The 23,364-nt window shown below is 69.3% G+C and carries 18 protein-coding genes; 8 read left to right on the top strand and 10 right to left on the bottom strand.

All coding sequences use genetic code 11. The annotated features are described in order from the left end of the window. Positions 1–58 precede the first annotated feature (58 nt). Positions 59–1,540, bottom strand: a complete 1,482-nt coding sequence (locus tag NQV17_RS12505) for a PLP-dependent aminotransferase family protein (protein ID WP_257772515.1) — start codon at positions 1,538–1,540, stop codon at positions 59–61. A gap of 301 nt (positions 1,541–1,841) precedes the next feature. Here NQV17_RS12505 and NQV17_RS12510 point away from each other — a divergent pair, with 301 nt between their 5' ends. Both NQV17_RS12510 and NQV17_RS12515 read left to right on the top strand, forming a co-directional pair. Continuing rightward, entirely contained in the window at positions 1,842–2,759 is a 918-nt protein-coding gene (locus NQV17_RS12510) for a LysR family transcriptional regulator (RefSeq protein WP_257772516.1), read from the top strand. A 144-nt stretch (positions 2,760–2,903) separates the two neighbouring features. Then, positions 2,904–3,653: an SDR family oxidoreductase gene (locus NQV17_RS12515; protein ID WP_257772517.1), complete on the top strand. Its 750-nt coding sequence runs from the start codon at positions 2,904–2,906 to the stop codon at positions 3,651–3,653. 71 nt (positions 3,654–3,724) lie between these two features. On the opposite strand, the gene NQV17_RS12520 is transcribed toward NQV17_RS12515, so the two are convergent. Both NQV17_RS12520 and NQV17_RS12525 read right to left on the bottom strand, forming a co-directional pair. Further along, complete coding sequence (locus tag NQV17_RS12520) at positions 3,725–5,380, bottom strand: glycoside hydrolase family 32 protein (protein WP_257772518.1); 1,656 nt, start codon at positions 5,378–5,380, stop codon at positions 3,725–3,727. Positions 5,381–5,584: 204 nt separating this feature from the next. Further along, positions 5,585–7,147 (bottom strand): glycoside hydrolase family 68 protein, encoded by a 1,563-nt coding sequence (locus tag NQV17_RS12525; protein WP_257772519.1) that lies wholly within the window; start codon positions 7,145–7,147, stop codon positions 5,585–5,587. Between the two features lie 167 nt (positions 7,148–7,314). Here NQV17_RS12525 and NQV17_RS12530 point away from each other — a divergent pair, with 167 nt between their 5' ends. From NQV17_RS12530 to NQV17_RS12550, 5 genes are all read left to right on the top strand, one after another. After that, complete coding sequence (locus NQV17_RS12530) at positions 7,315–8,349, top strand: substrate-binding domain-containing protein (protein WP_257772520.1); 1,035 nt, start codon at positions 7,315–7,317, stop codon at positions 8,347–8,349. 369 nt (positions 8,350–8,718) lie between these two features. After that, on the top strand, positions 8,719–9,405 hold the full coding sequence (locus tag NQV17_RS12535) for a type 1 glutamine amidotransferase domain-containing protein (RefSeq protein WP_044843008.1): 687 nt from the start codon (positions 8,719–8,721) through the stop codon (positions 9,403–9,405). 145 nt (positions 9,406–9,550) lie between these two features. Then, on the top strand, positions 9,551–10,660 hold the full coding sequence (locus NQV17_RS12540; protein ID WP_257772521.1) for an NADH:flavin oxidoreductase/NADH oxidase: 1,110 nt from the start codon (positions 9,551–9,553) through the stop codon (positions 10,658–10,660). A gap of 159 nt (positions 10,661–10,819) precedes the next feature. Continuing rightward, entirely contained in the window at positions 10,820–11,890 is a 1,071-nt protein-coding gene (locus NQV17_RS12545; protein ID WP_257772522.1) for an AI-2E family transporter, read from the top strand. A gap of 223 nt (positions 11,891–12,113) precedes the next feature. After that, the gene (locus tag NQV17_RS12550) at positions 12,114–12,488 is read left to right on the top strand and encodes a hypothetical protein (protein ID WP_257772523.1); all 375 of its coding nucleotides are present in this window, start codon (positions 12,114–12,116) and stop codon (positions 12,486–12,488) included. Between the two features lie 39 nt (positions 12,489–12,527). Here the strand turns inward: NQV17_RS12550 and NQV17_RS12555 are convergent, their stop codons facing one another. Next, on the bottom strand, positions 12,528–13,322 hold the full coding sequence (locus NQV17_RS12555) for an SDR family NAD(P)-dependent oxidoreductase (protein WP_044843012.1): 795 nt from the start codon (positions 13,320–13,322) through the stop codon (positions 12,528–12,530). Positions 13,323–13,484: 162 nt separating this feature from the next. Here NQV17_RS12555 and NQV17_RS12560 point away from each other — a divergent pair, with 162 nt between their 5' ends. After that, a complete protein-coding gene (locus NQV17_RS12560; RefSeq protein ID WP_257772524.1) occupies positions 13,485–14,333 on the top strand; it encodes an AraC family transcriptional regulator in 849 nt (282 codons plus the stop codon). 54 nt (positions 14,334–14,387) lie between these two features. Here the strand turns inward: NQV17_RS12560 and NQV17_RS12565 are convergent, their stop codons facing one another. From NQV17_RS12565 to NQV17_RS12590, 6 genes are all read right to left on the bottom strand, one after another. Beyond that, positions 14,388–14,993 (bottom strand): LysE family translocator, encoded by a 606-nt coding sequence (locus NQV17_RS12565; RefSeq protein WP_257772525.1) that lies wholly within the window; start codon positions 14,991–14,993, stop codon positions 14,388–14,390. Between the two features lie 95 nt (positions 14,994–15,088). Continuing rightward, positions 15,089–16,537: a heavy metal sensor histidine kinase gene (locus tag NQV17_RS12570; RefSeq protein WP_257772526.1), complete on the bottom strand. Its 1,449-nt coding sequence runs from the start codon at positions 16,535–16,537 to the stop codon at positions 15,089–15,091. Continuing rightward, positions 16,534–17,229, bottom strand: coding sequence for a heavy metal response regulator transcription factor (locus NQV17_RS12575; protein WP_044843022.1), 696 nt, complete (start codon positions 17,227–17,229; stop codon positions 16,534–16,536). Before NQV17_RS12575 ends, NQV17_RS12570 begins: the two co-directional genes overlap by 4 nt. 21 nt (positions 17,230–17,250) lie before the next feature. Next, positions 17,251–18,756, bottom strand: a complete 1,506-nt coding sequence (locus tag NQV17_RS12580) for an efflux transporter outer membrane subunit (protein ID WP_257772625.1) — start codon at positions 18,754–18,756, stop codon at positions 17,251–17,253. A gap of 5 nt (positions 18,757–18,761) precedes the next feature. Then, a complete protein-coding gene (locus NQV17_RS12585) occupies positions 18,762–19,994 on the bottom strand; it encodes an efflux RND transporter periplasmic adaptor subunit (protein ID WP_257772527.1) in 1,233 nt (410 codons plus the stop codon). Between the two features lie 28 nt (positions 19,995–20,022). Next, complete coding sequence (locus NQV17_RS12590) at positions 20,023–23,190, bottom strand: efflux RND transporter permease subunit (protein ID WP_257772528.1); 3,168 nt, start codon at positions 23,188–23,190, stop codon at positions 20,023–20,025. Positions 23,191–23,364: the final 174 nt, after the last annotated feature.

Here is a 23,364-nt window from a genome sequence, read left to right on the forward strand (position 1 = left end):
GACAGGACCCACTTTAAGCGTGCCACTGGCCTGCTTGAATGGCCAATTCCAGGAAAATTCAGGTAACCAGTTGCAGCCCGCCGACACGGCCTGAATCCAGCAGCGCGGCCAGCTTCGCGAGCGCGGTGTCGATGCGCAGCGCGTCGATCCCGCCATAGCCGAACAGCAGCCCCGCGCGGGCCGCCGAGCCGACGTGGAACGCGGTGATCCCGTACAGGCCGATGTCGTGCTCACGCGCCGCGCGGACCAGCGCGGCTTCGTCGAGCCCCGGTTTCAGGTGCGCGGCGAGGTGGATGCCGGCGGTCGGCACGATCGTGTCGAACCACGGCGCGAGGCCGCCGCGCAGATGCGCGAGCAGCATCTTGCGGCGCGCGTCGTAGTGTTTCTGCACGCGCCGCAGGTGCCGCGCGAAATCGCCTTCGAGCATGAAGCGCGCGAGCGCCGCCTGCGTCAGCGTGCAGGTGTGCCAGTCGACGATCTGCTTCGCCTTGGCGAGCGCGCCGCGCAGCGCGCGCGGCGGAATCGCGTAGCCGATCCGCAGTTCGGGAAAGATCGTCTTCGAGAAGGTGCCGACGTACGCGACCAGACCCGTGCGGTCGAGGCTCTTCAGCGATTCCACCGGCCGGCCTTCGAAGCGGAACTCGCCGTCGTAGTCGTCCTCGATGATCACCGCGCGGCGGCGCTGCGCCCATTCGAGCAGCGCGACGCGCCGCTCCAGCGTCATCGGCATCCCGAGCGGGAACTGGTGCGACGGTGTCACGTAGACGAGGCGCGCGTCGTCGGGCAGCCGCCCGGTGACGAGGCCGTGCGCATCGACCGGCACGCCGATCACCGTCGCGCCGAGCGACGCGAACGCCGCGCGCGCCGGAGGATAACCGGGATTCTCGACCGCGACGACGTCGCCGGGCCGCACGACCACGCGTGCGATCAGGTCGAGCGCCTGTTGCGCGCCTTGCGTGACGAGCACGTCGTCCCAGCCGCACGCGACCGCGCGGCTGAACGCGACGTAGCGCGCGATCGCGCCGCGCAACTGCGGATCGCCGGCCGGCGCATGGTACTGGCCGGGGCCGCGTGCCTGCTGGCGCAACGCGTGATGCAGGCAGCGGCGCCAGGCGTCGAACGGAAACAGTGCCTTGTCGGTCACGCCGCCGCGGAAGTCGAACGCGGGCGTGTCCTGCGGCATGGGCATCGCGAGCGCGTCGGGCAGCGCGTCCCACAGCGCGCGTGCGTCGACGGCATGGACGGGCGGCGAATCCTCGACGAGCGACGGCGTTGCGGCCGCCGCGTGCGGAACCCGCGCGAGGCCGCTGGCGACGAACGTGCCGTCGCCCGCGCGCGTGTTCAGGTAACCCTCGGCGACGAGACGTTCGAACGCGTCGAGCGTCGTCTTGCGCGACACGCCGAGCTGCTTCGCGAGATCGCGCGTCGACGGCAGCCGGGCGCCGCCTTCGAGCCGCCCGTCGACGATCGCGGTGCGCAACTGCCGGAAGATTTGCCCGGTCAGGTCGTGACGGCCTTCGATGCGGATCGCGATGTCCATCGCAGTGGTTACCTCGAATTCGGAAATATGGCGTCGATCAGCATACCGGAAGTTCATGGCCGGATCGGCGTTCGCGCATGCGCGGGCGGCATCCATCGTTCGGCCGGGGCACGCGCGTGGCGTCGAGGGAGCACGGAACGGCAGCACATGGCACGCAACGCCCGCCGGATGCGGAAAATGGCACGGCGCGCTACGGCGCTCCTGCCGGCACGGCATCCGCCAGCTGCCGGCAGCGCCATTCGATTGCGCCGGCGCCCGCCGCTGCCTTACGATCCACCAGACCCCCGACCGGAGCGCCCTCATGCTGTCCGAAGACGAACTCGCGCTGCTCGATGCGATCCGCGCCACCGGCAGCCTGTCGCGGGCGGCCGCGCGGCTCGGCAAGGCGCCGTCGACCGTGTCGCACGCCGCGCGGCAACTCGAAACGCGCTTCGACGCGCTGCTGTTCGACCGGCGCGGCTACCGGCTGCAGCTCACGCCGGCCGGCCAGTTGCTGACCGACGAGGCATCGCGCCTCGCGCTGGACGTCGCGCGGCTCGCGCAGCGCGTGCGGCAGGTCGCGAGCGGCTGGGAAGACCGGCTGTGGATAGTCAGCGACGAGGTGCTGGAATTCGATACGCTGCTGCCGGTCGTCCGCGCATTCGATGCGCTCGATTCCGGCGTGTCGCTGCGCTTCACGCACGAAGTGCTCGGCGGCACCTGGGAAGCGCTGCGCGATGGTCGCGCGGATCTGGTCGTCGGCGCGACCAACGAGCCGCCGGCGATTCCGGGCTTCAAATGGTTCGAACTCGGCGCGATGGAGTGGGTGTTCGCCGTCGCGCCGCGCCATCCGCTGGCGTCGGCGGGCGCGCGGCTGACCCGGGACGCGATCGGCGCGCATCGCGCGGTCGTCGTCGCCGACTCGTCGCGGCAGGCCGGCGGCCGCGTGTACGGGCTGCTCGGCGGGCAGGCGGTGCTTGCGGTGCCGTCGATGCGCGCGAAGATCCTCGCGCAGCGCGACGGGCTCGGCGTCGGCTGGGTGCCGCGCCGGCGGGTCGCGTCGCTGCTGGCGCGCGGCGAGCTGGTCGAAAAGGAAACGGCCGATCCGCGCGAGCCGAACGTTTTATATGTCGCGTGGCGTGGCGACCGCGACGGCCGCGCGCTGCAATGGTGGCTGGAGCAACTGCGCGAACCGCGGCTCGCGCAGCGCCTGCTCGACGGGATCGACGTGTCGGGCTGAGCGCGCCGGGCCGGCACGCGCCGGACGGCCGGGGCAAACACGTTCGAAGATTTCGCACATGTCTGCCGCGCCGGTCGTACGGCAAGGCCGCGCGCCGCGCGCATCCTGTGTTCACGGTCAACTCACCGGTTCAAGGAGAACATCATGCATCGCTTCGAAGGAAAAACGGTCCTCGTCACGGGCGGCAACAGCGGCATCGGCCTGGCGGCCGCACGGGCATTCGCGGCCGAAGGCGCGCGGGTCATCATCACCGGCCGCGACGAGCAGACGCTTGCCGCCGCGCGCGAGTCGCTCGGCGACGGCGCGCTCGCGATCCGCAACGAGGCCGGCAGCGTCGCGTCGGCGCGAGCGCTCGCGGACGCGATCGCGGCCGCCGGTGCGCGCCTCGACGCCGTGTTCATCAACGCGGGCGTCGCGAAACTCGCACCGTTCGCGGATATCGACGAGGCGTTGTGGGATCTCGTGTTCGACACGAACGTGAAGGGCGCGTATTTCCAGATCCAGGCGCTCGTCCCGCTGCTGAACCGCGGCGCGTCGATCGTGATCAATGGCTCGATCAACGCGCACATCGGGATGCCGGGTTCGTCCGTGTATGCGGCGAGCAAGGCGGCCGTCAATTCGTTCGCGAAGACGCTGTCGACGGAACTGCTGCCGCACGGCGTGCGGGTGAACGTGGTGAGCCCCGGGCCGGTCCAGACGCCGCTGTACGGCAAGCTCGGCCTCGATGCGGCGACGCTCGACGAGACGGCCGACAAGATCAGGGGGCTCGTCCCGATCGGCCGGTTCGGCACGCCGGACGAAATCGCGTCGACGGTGCTGCACCTGAGCGCGCCCGAGTCGGCGTTCATCGTCGGCGCGGAAATCATCGCATCGGGCGGGATGGGCTTGCTTTGAGCGTGGAACCGGCGGGGCTGCACGGCCTGACGCGAGGTCAGGCGCCGCAGCCCCGCCGTGCAATCGCATCGCTAGCGCGATGCACAGGCGTCACGGACGTCGCCGGCCTGATCGCGTCCGTGGAGCTGCGTGACCGTCAACCCCGAGAACGTCGCGCTCCCGTGCTCGGCGAACACGGCGACGCGGTCCGCATCGGGCGGCGGGAAGATCAGGTCCGTCAGCGCGACGCGGCCGCCGTTCGCGAACACCTCGACCGAACCGCGATCGACGACGATTTCGAGCCGCAGTTGTCCGTGCTCGAGCGGCAGATCGACGATGTGCTCGCGGCTGAACGTGCCCGCGAAATCCGTGGCGCCGGAGCGCGAGCGGTCGAGCGTCAGCGTGCGCTTCGCCGTGTCGTACACGATCCGGGTGCCGATCGAGCCATCCGCGGAGCCCCGCACGATCAAACCCGCGCGGGCCGCGCGCTGCGGCGCGATCGTCACCGTGATGCGCTGGACGGTGCCGCGCGTGGCGTCCGACAGCGTGCGCGTGGCGGACTCGACGTTCAGGTTGCCTTCATGCACGGCGGGCCGCCCGTCGGCCCACGCATCGAACGCGGCTGCCGGCGTCACGATGAGCGTCGGTTCGCCGCCGATCGTCTTCAGCGCGAGTTCGCGCGGCACCGTCGTCGCGCCGCGCCAGGGCGCCGTCGGCGCTTTCGCCGCGTAGTCCCAGTTGCTCATCCATGCAATCGCGACAGGGCGCGCGCCCGGCGCGCCGGAGAACGCGCCGGCCGCATAGAAGTCGGCGCCGTGATCGACCCAGCGGAATCGTGCGGGATCGGAACCGGCCGGTGCGACCCGGTCGGGGACGAACGTGCGGCCGTCGAAGTCGCCGACGAAATACATCGCGCCGGAACCGCCGGCGATCGACCACGGGTTGACGTTGACGATCATGACCCACTTGATGTGCCGCGGATCGTCGTCGACGGGCAGCGGCACGAGGTCGGGCATTTCCCACAACACGCCCGCATGCGGCACGTCCGGCAGCGTGAAATCGCTCAGGAACGACCAGTGAATCAGGTCGTCGGAACGATAGAGCTTCACGACCTGCGCATCGGCGACGACGGTCGTCATCAGCCAGTAGCGTCCCGGCGCGTACCACGACACCTTCGGGTCGCGGAACTGCTTCGATTCCGGATCGAGCGTGAGCACCGGATTGCGCGCGTAGGGCCGCCAGGTCGCGCCGTGGTCGAGGCTGTACGCGAGCGATTGCGCCTGCGTGCCGGGTGCGTGACCCGAGCCGTCCTTGTAGACGCTCGTGTAAAGCGCAACCAGCGGCGTCTCGCCCGGCGCGCCGAGGCCGGACGTATTGTGCGTGTCGGCGACGATCGAGCCGGAGAAGATTTCCTCCGTCGCGCTCGCGCGCATCGCGACCGGCTGCTCGCGCCAGTGGACGAGGTCGGTGCTGGTCGCATGGCCCCACGACATGTTGCCCCAGTCGTGGCCGAGCGGGTTGTATTGGTAGAACAGGTGATAGCGGCCGTTCTCGTACACGAGGCCGTTCGGATCGTTCATCCAGTTGCGTTGCGGCGTGTAATGCACGGCCGGTCGCCATTGCGGCGTGCCGTTTTCGGGCGGCGTGCCGCAGGGCGCGGCGATGGCGTGCGTGCAGGCCGCGCTTGCCGCACACGCGAACAGCAGCCGGGCGATCCAGCGGGAAAAGCGAAAAAACGTCGATTTCATGCGGGGTTCCGTGCTTCGGCGCGCGAAGCGGGAAAGGAACGCGCATGCCGCTTGCGACGGCGGCATGCGCGATTTCTGCGAAGGAGGGAGGCGGCGCGCCCGCGACACGCGCGACGTGCGCCGCCTCGACGCGGGCGGGCGGTGCCCGCCGCGTCCGTAGCGAGCCCTTTACGGACTCGTCACGGGCGGGTGCCCGCGTCGCCGTCAGTGACCGGCGCCCGTCGCCGGCAGGTTCGTCGGGATGTCGCCGTAACCGCCGAGGCCGCCACGTCCGTACGTGCGGTCGACCGCCGTCGACGTGCCGTTGATGTTGACCTTCACCGTCGGCGCGAGCGTGCCGCCGCGACGCGGGCCGATCGCATCGATGAACGACTCGACGAGCCCGCCCGGCATCACGAAGTGCGAATACGACTGGAATTCGCGCGGGTTCTGGTTCGGGTCCTGCGAATACGGCGCGCCGGCCGGTGCGGAGAAGTCGGTCGGGTTGCCGAGCACGAGGCCGCTGCCGCCGTTCAGCGGCAGGAAGTCGCTGCGGATGCCGTTGCCGACGAAGCCGTAGACGCCGTCCGGCCCGTCGACGCCCGCGGCCATCGTCGTGCGGTGGCTGATCGTGAACAGGTAGTACTTGCCGTCCTTCAGATAGATCTGCGGGCGTTCGGTCTGGTCGTCGACGCAGTTCGCCGACAGGATCGGCGGCAGGAACTTCCATTCGGTCAGTTGCGGGTTCGTCGCGACCGCCAGGCCGACGTTGGCCTTTTGATACACTGCGCCCGAGTTCATCACGGCGTTGAGGTCTTCGCGGTACGGATCGTTCGGCGCGTAGCCGAGGTCGGCCTCGGTACAGGTCCGGGCGCCGCGCTGGCCGCCCGTGTTGCCTTCGAACACCATGTAGGTCTTGCCCGGATGCGCGGGGTCGGTGAACACGAACGGATCGCGGAACGAGAAGTAGGTGTTCTGCTGGCCGGTCTGGTAGTAGTTGCCGTCCGGCTGCAGCAGCGCCTTGTGATCGTCGAAGCCGCTGAACCACACGTGCTTGTCGTCGGCATGGATATGACCGTCGGCGCGCGTGATGATCGCCTGCGGCGGCGTGATGTCGGCGCCGCCGGGCGCCGAACGGTTGAACGACGTCGCGGTGTAGTACAGGCTGACGTTGTCGCCCTGCGTGAGGCGCGCGGAGCCCGACCATTCGGCGTTGTTGGTCATCGGCGACGTGCCGAACACCTTGACGCTCGCACCGTCCGGGAACAGGTGGCCGCCCCAGGTCCAGCCGCCGTTCGCGGGCCGCTGCGACGCGGGAATGCCGGCACGGCGGTAGAAGAAGCCGATGCGCGCGTGGACGTGACGATCGTCGAACGTGTAGCCGGCATGCGGGTCGGCCGTGAGCGAGAAGATCACCTCCCAGCCCTTGTAGCTGAGCTGGTTCGCGCGCAGGTCGGCGAGCGGCCAGGTATCCCAGACCCACACGTTCGAGTTGATCAGCGGGAAATCCTGCGGGATGTCCGGCATCGTCAGCGCCTGCGGCAGCGAGTTCTTGTCGGCGCCGGCCGTGTGCGACTGCGCGACGATCTGGCGGATGTCCGCGCGGGTCCAGCGCATCGTGAAGTTGCCTTCGGGGTCATAGGCCTGCTGCGTATGCGGCGTGGGCGCGGGGGCACCGGTGCTCTGTGCAAGTGCGACGCTCGACGCGGACGCGAAGGCGGCCAGTGCCGCGCCAGCGAACAGCAAACGTTTGGCCGCGGTCGCGCGGCAAAAAGGAAAGTAAGTCATGTAGGCGTAGTTTCCGTTGACGGTGAGAAGGAACTGCTGACGGGATATCGATATCCAAACCGGTTTGGATGCTAATTCAAACCGGTTTGGACGTCAAAAGATAAATATTTGACGGTAATAACTACCATTCGGCAATAATTGCTGCACGGGCGGCCCGGCCGGATGGCATGCACAACGCGAGGAGCGACGTGAAGGTGAATCTGAAGGTGCTGTCGGATGCCCTCGGGCTGTCGCGCACGACGGTCAGTCGGGCGCTGAACGGCTATGACGACGTGAGCGAGGCGACCCGCGAGCGCGTGATGAAGGCCGCGCGCGAACTCGGTTATGTCGCGGATCCGACCGCGCGGCGGCTGGCGACGGGGCGTGCCGATGCGATCGGCATCGTGTATCCGTTCGGGGCCGGCGATCTGGGCGACCCGCGCTTCGGTGAAGTCGTCGCCGGCATTACCGAACGGCTCGGCGAGCGCAATCTCGACTTCATCATCGCGGCCGCGCGGCCGAACGCCGAACTGGACACGTATCGCCGGCTCGTCGACGGCAAGCTCGTCGACGGGCTGATCGTCGCGCGCACGCTGGTCGACGATCCGCGCCTCGCGTACCTGCGTTCGCAAGCGTTTCCGTACGTCGCGTACGGTCGCACGCAAGCCGCCGAGCCTTACGCGTGGTTCGATTTCGACAACGAGGCGGGCGCGCGCGATGCGGTGCGGCGCCTGATCGGCTTCGGTCATCGCCGTATCGCGATGATCAGTGCGCCGCTGTCGCTCAATTTCGCGATGCAGCGTCGCGCCGGGTATCTTGCGGCGCTGCGCGAGGCCGGTATCGCGCCCGATCCGGCACTGCTCGTCGAGTGTCCGTTTACGCGTGACGGCGGGCAGCAGGGCGTGCAGGCGCTGCTCGCCCGGGCCGAACGGCCGACCGCGCTGCTGGTCGACAACAACATCGTGGGCGGCGGCGCGTTCCGGGCGCTGATCGACGGCGGCTTGCAGCTGGGGCGGGACATGTCGCTGATCGTCTACGACGGCGTGCCGCCGGACGTCGCGCATCCGCATCGCGTGACGGCGGTGGTGCAGCCGACCGGACATGCGACCGGGCGTGCGCTCGCGGACCTGATGCTGGCGTTGCTCGCGGACGGCGTTCGCGGCCATCGGCTCGAGATGCCGGTGATCGACGCCGGCGATACGGACGGGCCGCTGCACGGGTAGCCGACGCGGTGTGAGCCGGGGAGCGGGGCGCGATCCGCAACGGACGTTGCGGGACGCGCTCCGTCGCAAAAGCCATGACGGCGGCAGGGCCGAATGGCGGGTTTCTAGACGACCGGTCTAATTCGGCGCTATCATCCAGCCTCATGAATGCGACGTCGCGAAAATGCCATATCGCGCTGCGATGCTGGGCGCGCAGGTGATGCCGTCACTTTTTTTCGAGCCATTTCTAGACGACTGGTCTATTAGGCCTGGCAATATTTTTGGTATGGAGCCGGCACGTTGACGCGCGCCAGCGGCCTAACCCGCAGGCGCGCCGCCGCCGCCGCCGCGACGCGGCCCCGTTCCCCCATTTCGAAGGAGTGTCCGATCATGAAGATTCTGGTTGTCCTGACCTCGCACGACACGCTCGGCGACACCGGCAAGAAAACCGGCTTCTGGCTCGAGGAACTGGCCGCGCCGTATTACACGTTCAAGGATGCGGGCGTCGAGTTGACGCTCGCGTCGCCGCAGGGCGGCCAGCCGCCGCTCGATCCGAAAAGCAGCGATCCGTCGGCGCAGACCGACGCGACGCGCCGCTTCGACGCGGATCCGGCGGCCAAGGCCGAACTCGCCGCCACGCGCAAGCTGGCCGAGGTGTCGGTCGACGATTACGACGCGGTGTTCTATCCGGGCGGGCATGGCCCGCTGTGGGATCTCGCCGAGGACCTGCATTCGATCGGCCTGATCGAGCGCGCGCTGGCGGCCGGCAAGCCGGTCGCGGCCGTGTGCCACGCGCCGGGCGTGCTGCGCCACGTGAAGGACCCGAAGACCGGCGAGTCGGTCGTGCGCGGCAAGCGTGTGACGGGCTTCACCAACAGCGAGGAAGCGGCCGTCGAGCTGACGGAAGTGGTGCCGTTCCTCGTCGAGGACATGCTGAAGACCAACGGTGCGCAGTTCGAGCGCAGCGCCGACTGGGCGCCGCATGTCGTCACCGACGGGCTGCTGATCACGGGGCAGAACCCTGCGTCGTCGGAGCCGGCGGCCGAGGCGCTGCTCGCGAAGCTCGGCCGTCAGTAAGCCGAGCCTGGCGCCGGCATGATCGGCGCCGGATGGTTTCCGTCGTCGGGCGCGACCGTCCCGGCGACGGCTCGCATCGTTCCGCCGTGCGCACCGCGCGGCGGCTCATCCAGTCGTTTCGCAGAACCAAGCAAAGGAGTGGTGGATGTCTGCCCTGTTCGAACCGTTCAAACTCAAGGATGTCACGCTGCGCAACCGCATCGCGGTGCCGCCGATGTGCCAGTACGTCGCCGAAGACGGCATCGTCAACGACTGGCATCACGTGCATCTGGCCGGCATCGCGCGCGGCGGCGCGGGCCTCGTGATCGCGGAGGCGACGGCCGTGTCGCCGGAAGGCCGCATCACGCCGGGCTGTGCCGGGCTGTGGACCGATGCGCAGGCCGAGGCGTTCGCGCCGTCGGTCGCGGCGATCAAGGCGGCCGGCGCGGTGCCCGGCATCCAGATCGCGCATGCGGGCCGCAAGGCGAGCGCGAACCGTCCGTGGGAAGGCGACGACCACATCGCCGACGGCGATCCGCGCGGCTGGCAGACCATCGCACCGTCGGCCGTGCCGTTCGGCGCGCACCTGCCGAAGACGCCGCGCGCGATGACGCACGACGACATCGCCCGCGTGCAGGCCGACTTCGTCGCGTCGGCGAAGCGCGCCCGCGACCTCGGCTTCGAATGGCTCGAACTGCACTTCGCGCACGGCTACCTCGGCCAGAGCTTCTTCTCCGTGCATTCGAACCAGCGCGACGACGAGTACGGCGGTTCGGCGGAAAACCGCGGCCGTTTCCTCGTCGACACGCTGAAGGCCGTCCGCCAGGTCTGGCCGGAGCACCTGCCGCTGACCGCGCGTCTCGGCGTGATCGAATACGACGGGCGCGATGAAGCAACGCTCGCCGAATCGATCGCGCTCACGCAGCGGATGAAGCAGGAGGGCCTCGACATGCTGAGCGTGTCGGTCGGCTTCTCGACGCCCGCCGCGCGCATTCCGTGGGGCCCGGCGTTCCTCGCGCCGATCGCGGAACGCGTGCGCCGCGAGGCCGGCTTGCCGGTGTCGTCCGCCTGGGGGATCGACACGCCGCAACTGGCCGAGCGCGTCGTCGCCGAGCGGCAGCTCGATCTCGTGATGGTCGGCCGCGCGCATCTTGCCGATCCGCACTGGCCGTACTACGCGGCCAAGCAGCTCGGCGTCGAGCGGCCGTCGTGGACGCTGCCCGCGCCGTACGCGCACTGGCTCGAACGCTACCGCATCGCCGACAAGGCGGCCTGAGCGCGCGTTGCACCGCGCGGCGGTGCGGCGTTCGCGGCACGCATTTGACGATGCTTGGCAGTGCGTGCGCATGCCGTTGCGGCGTCGATGGATAGAATGGCGGTTCGTACAGGCTTGCGGCCTGCACGACCGCCATTTTTTCATTTCGACCGAGGTGCCATGCGCGCACATGTCTCGCCTTCCCAGGATTCCGCCACGCGGCCGCGTGCCCAGCAGATCGCCCGCGCCGTGCTGTATGCGGTGCTGCTGGTGCTCGCGCTGTGGGTGATCCGCGATTTCCTGCCCGCCATCGCGTGGGCCTGCGTGATCGCGATCGCGTTGTGGCCGCTGCTGAAACGCTTCGAATCCGACCGCTGGTTTCGCGACCGGCCGACCCTGATCGCGACCGTGATGACCGCGGGCGTGTCGCTGCTGGTCGTGCTGCCGGTCGCGATCGCGCTCGCGCAGGCGATCTCGCAGGCGCACGACCTGCGCCTCTGGCTGCATTCGATCCAGGACAACGGCATTCCGCTGCCGGACGTCGTCGGCCGGTTGCCGTACGGTGCCGCGCAGGTCACCGAGTGGTGGCAGGCCAATCTCGGTCATCCGCTGCACGCGGGGAGCGCAATGCATGGCGCGAGCGGCGAGAAGGTCATCGCGTTCGGCCGGCAGTTCGGCACGAAGCTCGCGCATGCGCTGTTCGAGTTCGGCTTCATGCTGGTCACGCTGTTCGTGATCATGCGGGCCGGCCACAAGCTGTCGGGCGCGTTGCTGCAGGGCGCGCGGCGTGCGTTCGGCCGCGGCGGCGCGGATCTGATCGAGCGGATGGTCGCGGCCGTGTACGGCACGGTGACCGGGCTGGTCGTCGTCGGGCTGGGCGAGGGCGCCATTCTCGGCGTCGCGTATGCGCTCGCCGGGGTTCCGCACGCCGCGCTGCTCGGCCTCGTCACGGCCGTCGCCGCGATGCTGCCGTTCTGCGCGCCGATCGTGTTCTGCGGCGCGGCGCTCTGGCTGTTCGTGCAGGGCGCGACCGCGTGGGCCGTCGTGGTGCTGGTGCTCGGCTGCGTGGTCGTGTTCGTCGCCGAGCATTTCGTGCGGCCGGTGCTGATCGGCAGCTCGACCCGCCTGCCGTTCCTGCTCGTGCTGTTCGGCATCCTCGGCGGGGCCGAGACGTTCGGGCTGATCGGGCTGTTCGTCGGCCCCGCGCTGATGACGGTGCTGACGATGCTGTGGGCGGAATGGGTTGCTTGACGATGCCGCCCGTCGCGCCGATTCGACGCATCGACGCCAGGGGGCGGGTGGGCGCGCGAACGCGCGCGGCACGGCAACGATTCGTGACGATCGGGCCTGCGCCGGACTGCGTCGGGCAGCGCATCGGACACCAGTCTCTACATTTCTTTTCGATCCGGACCCAAAGGTCGAGTAGCATGGGGCTTTCGATCACGCCGGCATGGCGCAGCAGATTTCACCAAGCATGCGATTGATTCCGATGTCCCGCCCCGCAGCGACGCTGTCCCTGGCCGCCAGCTGCCTGATGCTGCACGGTTGCGCGTGGTTCGACTCGTGGCTGCCGTTCTCGTATTCGCGCACGCCGCTGGCGAGGGCCGCGTCGCGGCACGGCGCGACGCGCGCCGACATCGTTCGCGCCGGCGGCAACCCGCGCAGCGTGTGGATGGTCCGCAACGGCAGCGGCGTCTGCTACAACTACTTCATCGAGCACGACAACGATCACCGGGCTTTCTTCGTCGTGTTCGACAAGGCCGGTGCCGTCACGCAACACGGCTTCGATACCTGCATGGACGCCGATCGCAAGGGCACGCTTCAGTCGGACAAGGCCGCCTCGCGCTAGCGCGGCCGCCATGCGCCGCGCGAGCGTGTCACGCCGTCGTCACGCGATCGTGTCGACCACGCCGCCATCGACGCGCAACGCCGCGCCCGTCGTCGCCGAGGCCTGCGGCGAGCACACGTACACGACCAGGTTCGCGACTTCCTCCGTCGTCGCCGGCCGCTGGATGATCGAGCTCGCGCGCTCGCTGCGCACGAAATCCACCGCGACGTCGTCGATGCTGCGGCCCGTGGCGTCGGCCGTTTCCTTCAGCAGCGCCCGCACGCCTTCCGACATCGTCGGCCCCGGCAGCACCGAATTGACCGTCACGCGGGTTCCGGCCGCGAGTTTCGCGAGGCCGCGCGCGATCGCCAGCTGCGCGGTTTTCGTGAACCCGTAGTGAATCATGTCGACCGGGATGTTCAGCCCCGACTCCGACGAAATGAACACGATGCGGCCCGTGTTGCGCGCGAGCATCCCCTTCAGGTAGTGCCGCGCGAGACGCACGCCCGACATCACGTTCATCTGGAAGTAGTGGGCCCATTCGTCGTCGTCGATGTCGAAGAACGCCTTCAGCCCGTAGATGCCCGCGTTGTTGACGAGGATATCGGCCTCCGGCGTGTGCTGCGCGATGCGCGCGACGCCGGCGGCGTCGGACAGGTCGGCCGCGACGCCGTCGAGGTCCGCGCCGGGTACGGCGCTGCGCAGCTGCGCGAGCGCGGCGTCGACCGACTTCTCGCTGCGTCCGTTGACGACGACGCGCGCGCCCGCCTGCGCGAGCCCTTCGGCGATCGCCAGCCCGATGCCGGCGGTGGAAGCGGTGACGACCGCGGTCTTGCCTGTCAGATCGATGTGCATGAGTGTACCGGTTGGAAGAGGGGAACGGAACCCGCCGGGTGCGCCGTGGCGGCCGGAATTCAAAGCTTAGGCGATCCGGCCGCGAAGCGTCGGGTCGCGGTTGCATCGCGCCGCGCAGTCTTGTACGGTGTGCGTTCGCCATCCGATCCGGGAGCCCGTCGCGTGAGCCGTTCCGCCAACCCCTGCGCCATGCCGTCGCCGTTCTGGCGCGACGCCGCGCTGCCGTTCATCGAGGCGCGCACCGTCGACGACGGGCGGACGATCTGCTACGCGAAGCACACGCACGACACGTTTTCGCTCGGCGCGATCGTCGGCGGCACGAGCACCTACCTGAACGGCGCGACCAAGGAGCACGTCGGGCGCGGCGTGCTCGTGATCATCGATCCGGAGCAGGTGCATGCGTGCAATCCGTACGGCCCCGACGCATGGGCGTACCGGATGGTCTACGTGGACGTGCCGTGGCTCACCCGCCTGCAGCATTCGCTCGGACGCGACCCGAACCGCGATTTTCACGGCTTTTCGCCGAAGTTGACGGAACGGCGCGACCTGTTCGCACGGTTCGGCGGCTTTTACCGCACGCTCGTGGCGCCCGGCGTCGATCCGCTCGGCAAGGAGAGTGCGGCAGTCGAGTTCTTCACACGGCTGCACGGCGCGCTCGATCGCGAGCTGCCCGACACTGCCCGGCCCGGGGCCGACAACGCGAAGCTCGCGCGCGCGGCCGACTACATCGCCGCGCATTGCCGTCAGGCCGTGTCGCTCGATGCGATCTGCGCGGCCGCCGACTTGTCGCCGTCCTACCTGATCCGCGCGTTCAACGCCCGCTACGGGATGACGCCGCATGCGTTCCTGATCGACCGCCGCGTGCAGTACGGGCGGGCCGAGTTGCGCCGCGGCCGGCCGATCGCCGACGTCGCGCTCGATGCGGGCTTCGCGGACCAGGCGCATTTCCAGCGCGCATTCCGGCGCATTGCGGCCGCCACGCCTGGGCAGTATCGAAGCGCGGCGAGCTGACCGGCGAACCGTGGGGCGGTGCCGGCCTCGCGACCACACACCGAAACAACGGCGCTAAACGTCGAGCAGATAAAGCGCGCTGCCCGCGAGCAGCAGCGCCATCGCGCGATTGAACAGCCGCATTCGCTGCGCATTCGCGAGCCGGTGCCGCAGCGACGCACCCGCGTACGCCCAGCACGCGATCGACGCAAAGCAGATCACCAGATACAACGCCGCGAATTGCCACACCTGCGCGGGCTCGCCGTCGGCCGCATACGCGCCCATCGCAGCCACGCACGCGAGCCACGCCTTCGGATTCAGCCATTGCATCGCCGCGCCGGCCGCCGCCGACGGGCCGGCGACGGTCTGCGCAGCCGGATCGTCCGGATCGGCCGACAGCCGGCCGTCGTCGAGCGCGAGCCGCAGCGCGAGGTAAAGCAGGAACGCGATTCCCGACCACTGGGCGGCGGTGGTCAGCATCGGCCAGCGCGCGAGCGCCGCGTGCAGCCCGAGGCCGATCAGCAGGAACAGCGCGACGAAGCCGAGGGTCGCGCCGGCCGCATAGCGCAGGCTCGCGCCAAGGCCGTGGCGTGCGCCCGCGCTGAGCGCGACGATGTTGACGGGACCGGGCGTGATCGACGACGCCAGCGCGAACGCGGCCATCGAAACCAGCATGCTCATTGATTGCCTCCATGCGAATGTCAAAGTCGCATCGAGACTAAAGAAGCCGTGCGTGTCCGTATTGAAGAAAACTGCCCTCGGCGGCGCGGCCGCCGTCAATGCATCGCGCGCGGCGCGGGCGCCGGCCGCAGCGCGTGCGGGTCGCCGGCGTCGGCCGCGCGCAGCGGGCCGCTGCTTCCCGGTTGCGTCGACACCGAGAAGCCGAACGTGTTGACGCCGCCCGCGCATGCGACGAACACGCTGCCGCCATGCATCTCCGCGACTGCCTTGACGATCGACAGCCCGAGTCCGTGATTCTCCTTGCTGTTCGCGCGCGCTTCCTCGAGCCGGTAGAAGCGCTCGAACACGTGCGCGCGCTGCGCCGGGTCGATCGGCTCGCCGGGGTTGGCGACCGACACGTCGACGAGCGTATCGCGCGGCGTGATCGTCACGTTCAGCGTCGCGCCGGGCGCCGAATGCTGGATCGCGTTGATGAGCAGGTTGGTCATCGCGCGGCGGAACAGCGACGGGTCGACTGCCGCGCGCGCATCGCCGTGCAGTTCGGCGCGCAACTGCGCTTCGTCGAGCGGAATCTCGAGGAAGTCGAGCATGCGGCGCACTTCGTCGGCGAGCGACACGTGCTTCAGGTCGGTCGCGCGTTCGCCGCGATCGCTGCGCGACAGGAACAGCATGTCGTTGATGATCACGCGCAACCGTTCGAATTCCTCGAGGTTCGACTGCAGCGTCTGGCGCATCCGGTCGACCGAGCGGTCGCGGCTCGTCAGCGCGACCTGGGTCTGTCCGATCAGGATGCTGATCGGCGTGCGCAGCTCGTGCGCGACGTCCGCATTGAACGCCTCGAGCCGCGCGTAGGTCTGCTGGATGCGTTCGAGCGCGCCGTTGAACGACGCGGCGAGATCGCGCAGCTCGGTCGGCAGCGCGTCGGTGTGCAGCCGCTGGCGGCGGTCGGTGGCGCCGATGGCCGCGGCGTCCTGCGACATCCGTTCGAGCGGCGCGAGCCCGAAGCGCGCGACCGCGCGGCTCAGCAGCAGCGTGATGACGGTGGCGATCGCGATCAGCGCGGCGAGCGTCCACGCGAAACGACGCAGCATGCGCTGCGTGCGCTCGCACGACGACGCGACGACCAGCTTCAGGTCGGGACGCTCGCCGCTGCCTGCGATCGGGACGGTCTTCGTCATCACGTCGTAGCTGCTGTGGTTCAGCGCGTACTGCTGGAACGCGCCGAACGGTTCGCCGACGGGCACGCCGTCGACCGGACGGCCGAAGCGGAAGTCCGCGTCGGGGCCGTCGACCTGGTAGCGCGTCGACCCGTCGGGCGGTTCGAGGTCGGCGAGCTTTTCCTGCATCAGGCGGCCGCGCGCGGCCGTGGTCGCGTGCGACACGATCATCTGCGCGACCTTCGCGCGCGTGTCGATCGTCGCACGCAGTTCGGCGAGCAACTGGCGCTCCATCATCACGAACAGCCCGCAGCCGACCAGCGTGAACACGAGCAGCGACACGATGCCGAACATCGCCGACAGGCGCAGGGTGATCGAGCGTTTCATGCGTGCCGCTCCGCGTCGCCGTCCTCGCGCGCCTCGAGCACGTAGCCCATGCCGCGGATCGTATGCAGCAGCTTCTCCGCGAACGGGCCGTCGAGTTTCGCGCGCAGGCGCTTGATCGCCGTCTCGACGACGTTCGCGTTGCTGTCGAAGTTCACGTCCCACACGAGTTCGGCGATCGTCGTTTTCGACAGCACCTCGCCGCTGCGCCGCGCGAGCACGCCGAGCAGCTGGAATTCCTGCGCGGTCAGGTCGAGGCGCGTGCCGTCGCGGGTCGCGCGCCGGCCGATCAGGTCGACGCGCAGGTCGCCGATCGAGATCAGCGTCGATTCCTGCACGCGCGCGCGGCGCGTGAGCGCACGCAGCCGCTCGATCAGTTCGAGGAACGAGAAGGGCTTGGTCAGGTAGTCGTCGGCGCCGCCGCGCAAGCCCCGCACGCGATCGTCGACGCGGTCGCGCGCGGTCAGCATGATCACGGGTGTCTGCTTCTGCGCGCGCAACGCGCGCAGCACGCCGAAGCCGTCGAGCTTCGGCAGCATCACGTCGAGCACGACCACGTCGTAGTCGAATTCGACGGCCTTCCACGCGCCGTCCTCGCCGTCGAGCGCGGTGTCGACGACCCAGCCTTCCTCGCTCAGGCCGCTCTTCAGGTATTCGACGACTTTCGGTTCGTCTTCGACGATCAGGACTTTCATGGGCGGGTCCGCGTAACCGGGTTAGGGAGTGACGCTCGTAGCGGGTTGCGGGCCGGCCGCTGCGACGTCGGTCGGCGGGGCGCCGCCGGGTGTGCCGCCGTCCCAGCCGCCGCCGAGCGCCTTCGCAAGAAACACCACGAGCGCCGCGCGCTGGCCCTGGATCTGCACGGCCTGGCGCTCGCTCGTCAGCAACTGCTGCTGGGCCGTCAGCACGTCGATGAACGGCGTCAGGCCGCCCGCATAGCGGTCTTGCGCGAGCGACACGAGCTTGCGCGCGTCGTCGACGGCCGCCGACGCCTGCTGCGCGGCTTCGGCCAGCACCGACAGGCCCGTCACCGCATTCTGCACCTCCTGGAACGCGGTGAGCACGGTCTGCCGGTAATTGGCCTGCGCGGCGACGTAGCCGGCCTGCGCGAAATCGACGCCGGCCTTCAGCTTGCCGCCTTCGAACAGCGGCTGGCTGACCGACGCGCCGATCGACCACAGCAGCGCCGGCACGGTGAACAGGCCGGAGAAGCGCGTCGCGTCCCAGCCGAGGTCCGGCGACAGCGCGATGCGCGGGAAATACGCGGCGCGCGCGACGCCGATCTGCGCGTTCGCCGCGGCCATCGCGCGCTCGGCCGATGCGACGTCGGGCCGGCGCTGCAGCAGGTCGCTCGGCATCCCGGTCGGCAGCGCGGGCGCGTTGATCGGCGCCACGCGCGGCGGCAGCGAGAACGCAGGGGCCGGCGTGCCGACCAGCGTTGCGATCGCCGTCTCGACCTCGGCGCGCTGCTGGATCAGCAACTGCGCCTGCGTGCGCGTCGCGTCGAGTTGCGCGCGCTGCTGCAGCAGGTCGAGGCCGGACACCGCGCCGAGGTCGTGGCGCGCGCTCACGTAGTCGAGCGCCTTCTGCTGCAGGTCGATCGAACGCTTGACGACGTCGATCTCGGTGTCGAGCTCGCGCAGCGCGAAGTAGCTCGATGCGAGATCGGCACTCAGCACCAGGCGCGCGTTCGCGAAATCGTCGCGCGCCTGCTCGGAGCTGGCCTGCGCGGATTCGACGCTGCGCCGCACGCGGCCGAACAGGTCGAGTTCGTAGCTGACGCTCGCGGCGACCTGGATGTCGTTCTGCACGGTCGACATGCTCTTCGTCGCGTAGTTGGTCTGCGGCCGGTCGGCGGAGATCTTGAAGCGCTGGCCGCTCGCATTCAGGCCGACGGCCGGATACTGCGCGGACGCGACCGACGCGAGCGTCGCCTTCGCCTGGTCGTAGCGCGCGGCGACGGCCTTCAGGTTCTGGTTGTTGCGCAGCGCGTCGGTTTCGAGCGCGTCGAGCTGTGCGTCGCCGAACGCGGTCCACCACGCCGGGTCGAGCGGCGCACGGGCCGGCGCGGCCGGGTGCCAGTATGCATCCGCCGGGTCGAGCCGCCACACGGCGGGCGTCTCGACGGCAGGGCGCCGGTAGTCGGGGCCGACCGTACAGCCGGCGAGCGTCGCGACCGCGACGACGGCCACGACCGTTGCGGGGTGCAGGCAGGCGCGCAGCGCGCTCACGACTGCGCTCCCGCGGCCGCGGAGGCCGGCTTCACGACCGGCGGCGCCTGCACGATCACGGTGTCGCCGTTCGCGAGCGCATCGCTCGGGTTCGCGACGAGGCGGTCGTTCGGCGTGAGCGGGCCGTCGACTTCGAGCGTCTGCCCGATCGTGCGCGCGACCGTCACCGCCTTCAGGCGCACCTGGCCGTTCGCGTCGACGGTCGCGACCGTCGGCCCTTCGGCGCGGAACAGCAGCGTGTTGGCCGGAATCTGCAGGCGGCCGACCGGCGTCATCGGCAGGGTTGCCTGCACGTACGCGCCGGGCAGCAGCCGTCCGTCCGGATTCGGCAGCGTGATCTCGATCTGCAGCGAGCGCGTCGCGACGTCGATCGCCTGGGACGTGCGCGTGATGGTGCCGTCGAAGGTCTGGCCGGGCAGTTCTGCCTGCGCGACGCTCACGCGCTGGCCGACCTTCACCTGCTGCGCATAAGCCTGCGGCACCTGCACGTACAGGCGCAGCCGGTCGGCCTGCACGACCGTGAACAGCGCGCGGCCCGCGTTGCCGGAATTGACGAGGTCGCCGACGTCGACGTTGCGCTGCGTGACGATCCCGTCGATCGGCGCGACGATGCGCTGGAAGCCTTTGAGCTCGGTGAGCCGGCGCATGTTCGCATCGGCCGCCGCGAGGTTCGCGGTGCCCTGGTTGAACGCGCCTTGCCGGTCGTCGAGTTCCTGCTGCGACACCGCATCGCGCTGGCGCAGCTGCTGCGCGCGGTCGAACGACGTCTTCGCGAGCGCGAGCGCGGCCTGCGCCTGCTGGCGCTGCGCGGTGGCCTGCGCGAGTTCCTGGTTCAGCTCGGGCGTGTCGAGCTCGGCGAGCAATTGCCCCTGCTTCACGTGCGCGCCGATATCGGCCTGCCAGCGCAGCACGTAGCCGCTCGCACGCGCGTAGATCGGCGCTTCGACGAAGCCGCGCAGCGTGCCGGGCAGCGCCAGCTTGCCGCCGGTGGCCGCGTCGACCGGATGCACGACGCTCACGTACTGGCGCGTGTTCTGCTCGGCCACCGCGTCGAGGTGATTCCGGTTCAGCACGTTGACGACGATCGTGCGCGCGGCGCCTGCGGCCAGCAGCACGCCGATCACGATCAGGACGACCCGCCCGCGCCGCGACACCGACGTGCGCGTCGGCAGGTGCATGCCGTGTTCGTCCACCTGGATGCCGACGGAGCTGTGATGTTTCTCTTCCATGAATTGACCGGGTCGATAGGCTAGAAATTCAGTGTCCGGCCGGGCGCGCGCGCCGGCGGGCCAGCCGCGCATGCACGCCGCCGAACACGAGCGGCACGAACAGCAGCGTCGAAACGGTGGCGAACAGCAGGCCGCCGATCACCGCGCGGCCGAGCGGCGCGTTCTGCTCGGCGCCTTCGCCGAGACCGAGCGCCATCGGCACCATCCCGATGATCATCGCGAGCGCCGTCATCAGCACCGGGCGGATCCGCGTCGCGCCGGCCTCCAGCGCGGCCGTGAGCGGCGGCGCGCCGGCCGCGAGGCGCTGGCGCGCGAACGACACGACCAGGATGCTGTTGGCGGTCGCGACGCCCACCGTCATGATCGCGCCCGTCAGCGCGGGCACGCTCAGGTGCGTGCCGGTGATGAACAGCATCCACGCGATGCCGGCGAGCGCGGCCGGCATCGCGCTGATGATGATCAGCGGATCGAGCCACGACTGGAAATTCACGACGATCAGCAGGTAGACGAGCACGATCGCCATCGCGACGCCCGCGCCGAGGCCGAGGTACGACGTGCGCATCGTCTCGACCTGGCCGCGCACCGACAGGTCGGTGCCGCGCGGCAGCGTCGCGCGCGCGTCGGACACGATCCGGTCGATCGCGCCCGCGACCGAGCCGAGGTCGCGGCCCTCGACGCTCACGTACAGGTCGATCGCCGGGCGGATGTTGTAGTGCGTGATCACGGCCGGGTTCGCGACGGGATGGATCTGCACGAGGTTGCCGAGCAATTGCAGCGGCATGCCCGCGCGCCCGCTCGCGGAAATCGGCGTGCCGAGCAGGTCGTCGATCGACGCGATGTTGTATTGCGGGGTCTGGATCTGCAGCGGGTACTGGACGCCCGAGCGCGGATTGATCCAGAACGACGGGGTCGTCTGGGAACTGCCGGACAGCGAGATCAGCATGTTCTGCGCGACGTTCTGCGCGGAGAGGCTGAGCTGCTGCATGCGCGTACGGTCCATGTCGGCCACCAGGGTCGGTTCGTCGTTGCGCTGCAGTACGTGCACGTCGACGGCGCCGGGGATTTGCCTGATCTTCTTCATCAGGCTGCTCGCGATAGCCATGTTACTCGCGAGATCGTTGCCGAGCACCTGCACGTCGATCGCGGACGGCTGACCGAAATTGAGGATCTGCGTGATGATGTCCGACGGCTGGAAGAAGAATTCGACGCCCGGGAAGCGCTGCGGCAGCAGCGTGCGCAGCGTCTGCACGTAGTGCGCGGTCGCGCGGTGGCCAGGCTTCAGCGCGATCATCAGTTCACCGTCGAGCGTGCCGATCGTGCCGGCATTGCTGTACGACAGGTTGATGCCGCTCACCGGCAGCCCGAGGTTGTCGACGATCGCGCCGAGCTCGTCCGCCGGCACGGTTTCGCGGATCACGCGCTCGACCCGGTCGGCAAGGCGCGCGGTCTCCTCGATCCGGTAGCCGGTCGGCGCGCGCATGTGCAGCCGCAGGTTGCCGGAATCGGCGTTCGGGAAGAAGTCGCGGCCGAGCACGAACACGAGGCCGGTCGACAGCACGCAGAAGCCGAGGAAGCACGTCGCGTAGAAGCGGCGGCGCACCAGCAGCATGCTGAGCAGCACGATGTACCACGCGCGCAGCCGCTCGAACGCGGCGTTGAACGCGTGATGGATACGCGCGAAACGCGACGTCGAATGATCTGCGCCGCTGGTGGCCTGCTGCGGGCGGAACAGCAGCATCGCGAGCGTCGGCACGAGCGTGCGCGACAGCACGTAGGACGCGAGCATCGCGAACACCACGGCTTCGGCGAGCGGCACGAACAGGAAGCGCGCGACGCCCGTCAGGAAGAACATCGGCACGAACACGATGCAGATGCACAGCGTCGACACGAACGCGGGCACCGCGATCTCGCCCGCGCCTTCGAGGATCGCGTCGTGCAGGTTGGTACCGAGATGCAGGTGCCGCTCGATGTTCTCGATCGTGACGGTCGCGTCGTCGACCAGGATCCCGACCGCGAGCGCGAGCCCGCCGAGCGTCATGATGTTGATCGTCTCGCCGAGCGCGGAGAGTGCGATCAGCGACGTGAAGATCGACAGCGGAATCGAGATCGCGATGATCAGCGTGCTGCGCCAGTTGCCGAGGAACAGCAGGATCATCATCGCGGTCAGCACGGCGGCGATCAGCGCCTCGTGGATCACGCCCTGCACGGCGGCGTTGACGAACACCGACTGGTCGAACAGCGGCGTGATCGTGAGCCCTTCGGGCAGCGTCGGGATCACCTTCGGCAGCAGTGCCTTCAGGTCCGACACGACCTTCAGCGTCGACGCGTCGCCGGTCTTCAGGATCGACATCAGCACGCCGCGCTGGCCGTTCTGCCGCACGACGTTGGTTTGCGGCGCGAAGCCGTCGCGCACCGACGCGACCTCGCGCAGGTAGGTCGTCGCGCCGTTGACGGTCTGGACCGGCAGGCCGTTGATGTCCGCGACCGTGTCGGCCGACGCGTTCGTGTCGATCCGGTATTCGGTCTGGCCCATCTTCGCGGTGCCGGTCGGCAGCACGAGGTTCTGCGCGTTGACCGCGTTGACGATGTCGGCGGGCGTGAGGCCCTTCGCGAGCAGCGCCTGCGGATCGAGGTCGATCGCGACCACGCGCGTGCGGCCGCCGTACGGAAACGGGATCTGCGCGCCCGGGATCGTGATCAGTTGCGGCCGCAGGAAGTTGAGTGCGATGTCGGCGAGCGACTGTTCGCTGAGCGTCTTGCTCGACAGCCCGAGCTGGATCACCGGGATGCTCGACGCCGAATAGGTGATCACGAGCGGCGGCGTCGCGCCCTGCGGCATCTGCCGCACGATCGCCTGCGCGGACGAGACCGTCTGCGCGATCGCGGTCTGCACGTTCGCGCCGGGCTGCAGGAACACCTTCACGACCGCGATGCCCGGCAGCGACGTCGACTCGATGTGCTGGATGTTGTTGACGGTCGTCGTCAGGATCCGTTCATGGACGGCCGTGATGCGGTTGGTCATCTCCTTCGCGGAGAAGCCGGTGTAATTCCAGATCACGCTGATGACGGGAATGTTGACCGCCGGCAGGACGTCGACAGGCGTGCGCATCAGCGCAAGCGGGGTGGCCAGCACGATCATGATGGCCATCACGATGAACGTGTAGGGGCGCCTGAGCGCGAGATTGACGATCCACATGGAGGCGGCGGGACAGGCGGTGATCAGGCGGCGGTGAGGGGAACCCGAATGATAGGCGTCGGGGCTGAACGAGTCACTGACACGAAACTGGCGGATTTGTCAGGTTCGGCGCGCGGCGACCGAGGCGACTTCAGGTCGATTGATCGGATGAAAACGCGCGCGGACGCCGATGCC

The sequence above is a fragment of the Burkholderia sp. SCN-KJ genome (genome assembly GCF_024656005.1).
Classification (GTDB): domain Bacteria; phylum Pseudomonadota; class Gammaproteobacteria; order Burkholderiales; family Burkholderiaceae; genus Burkholderia.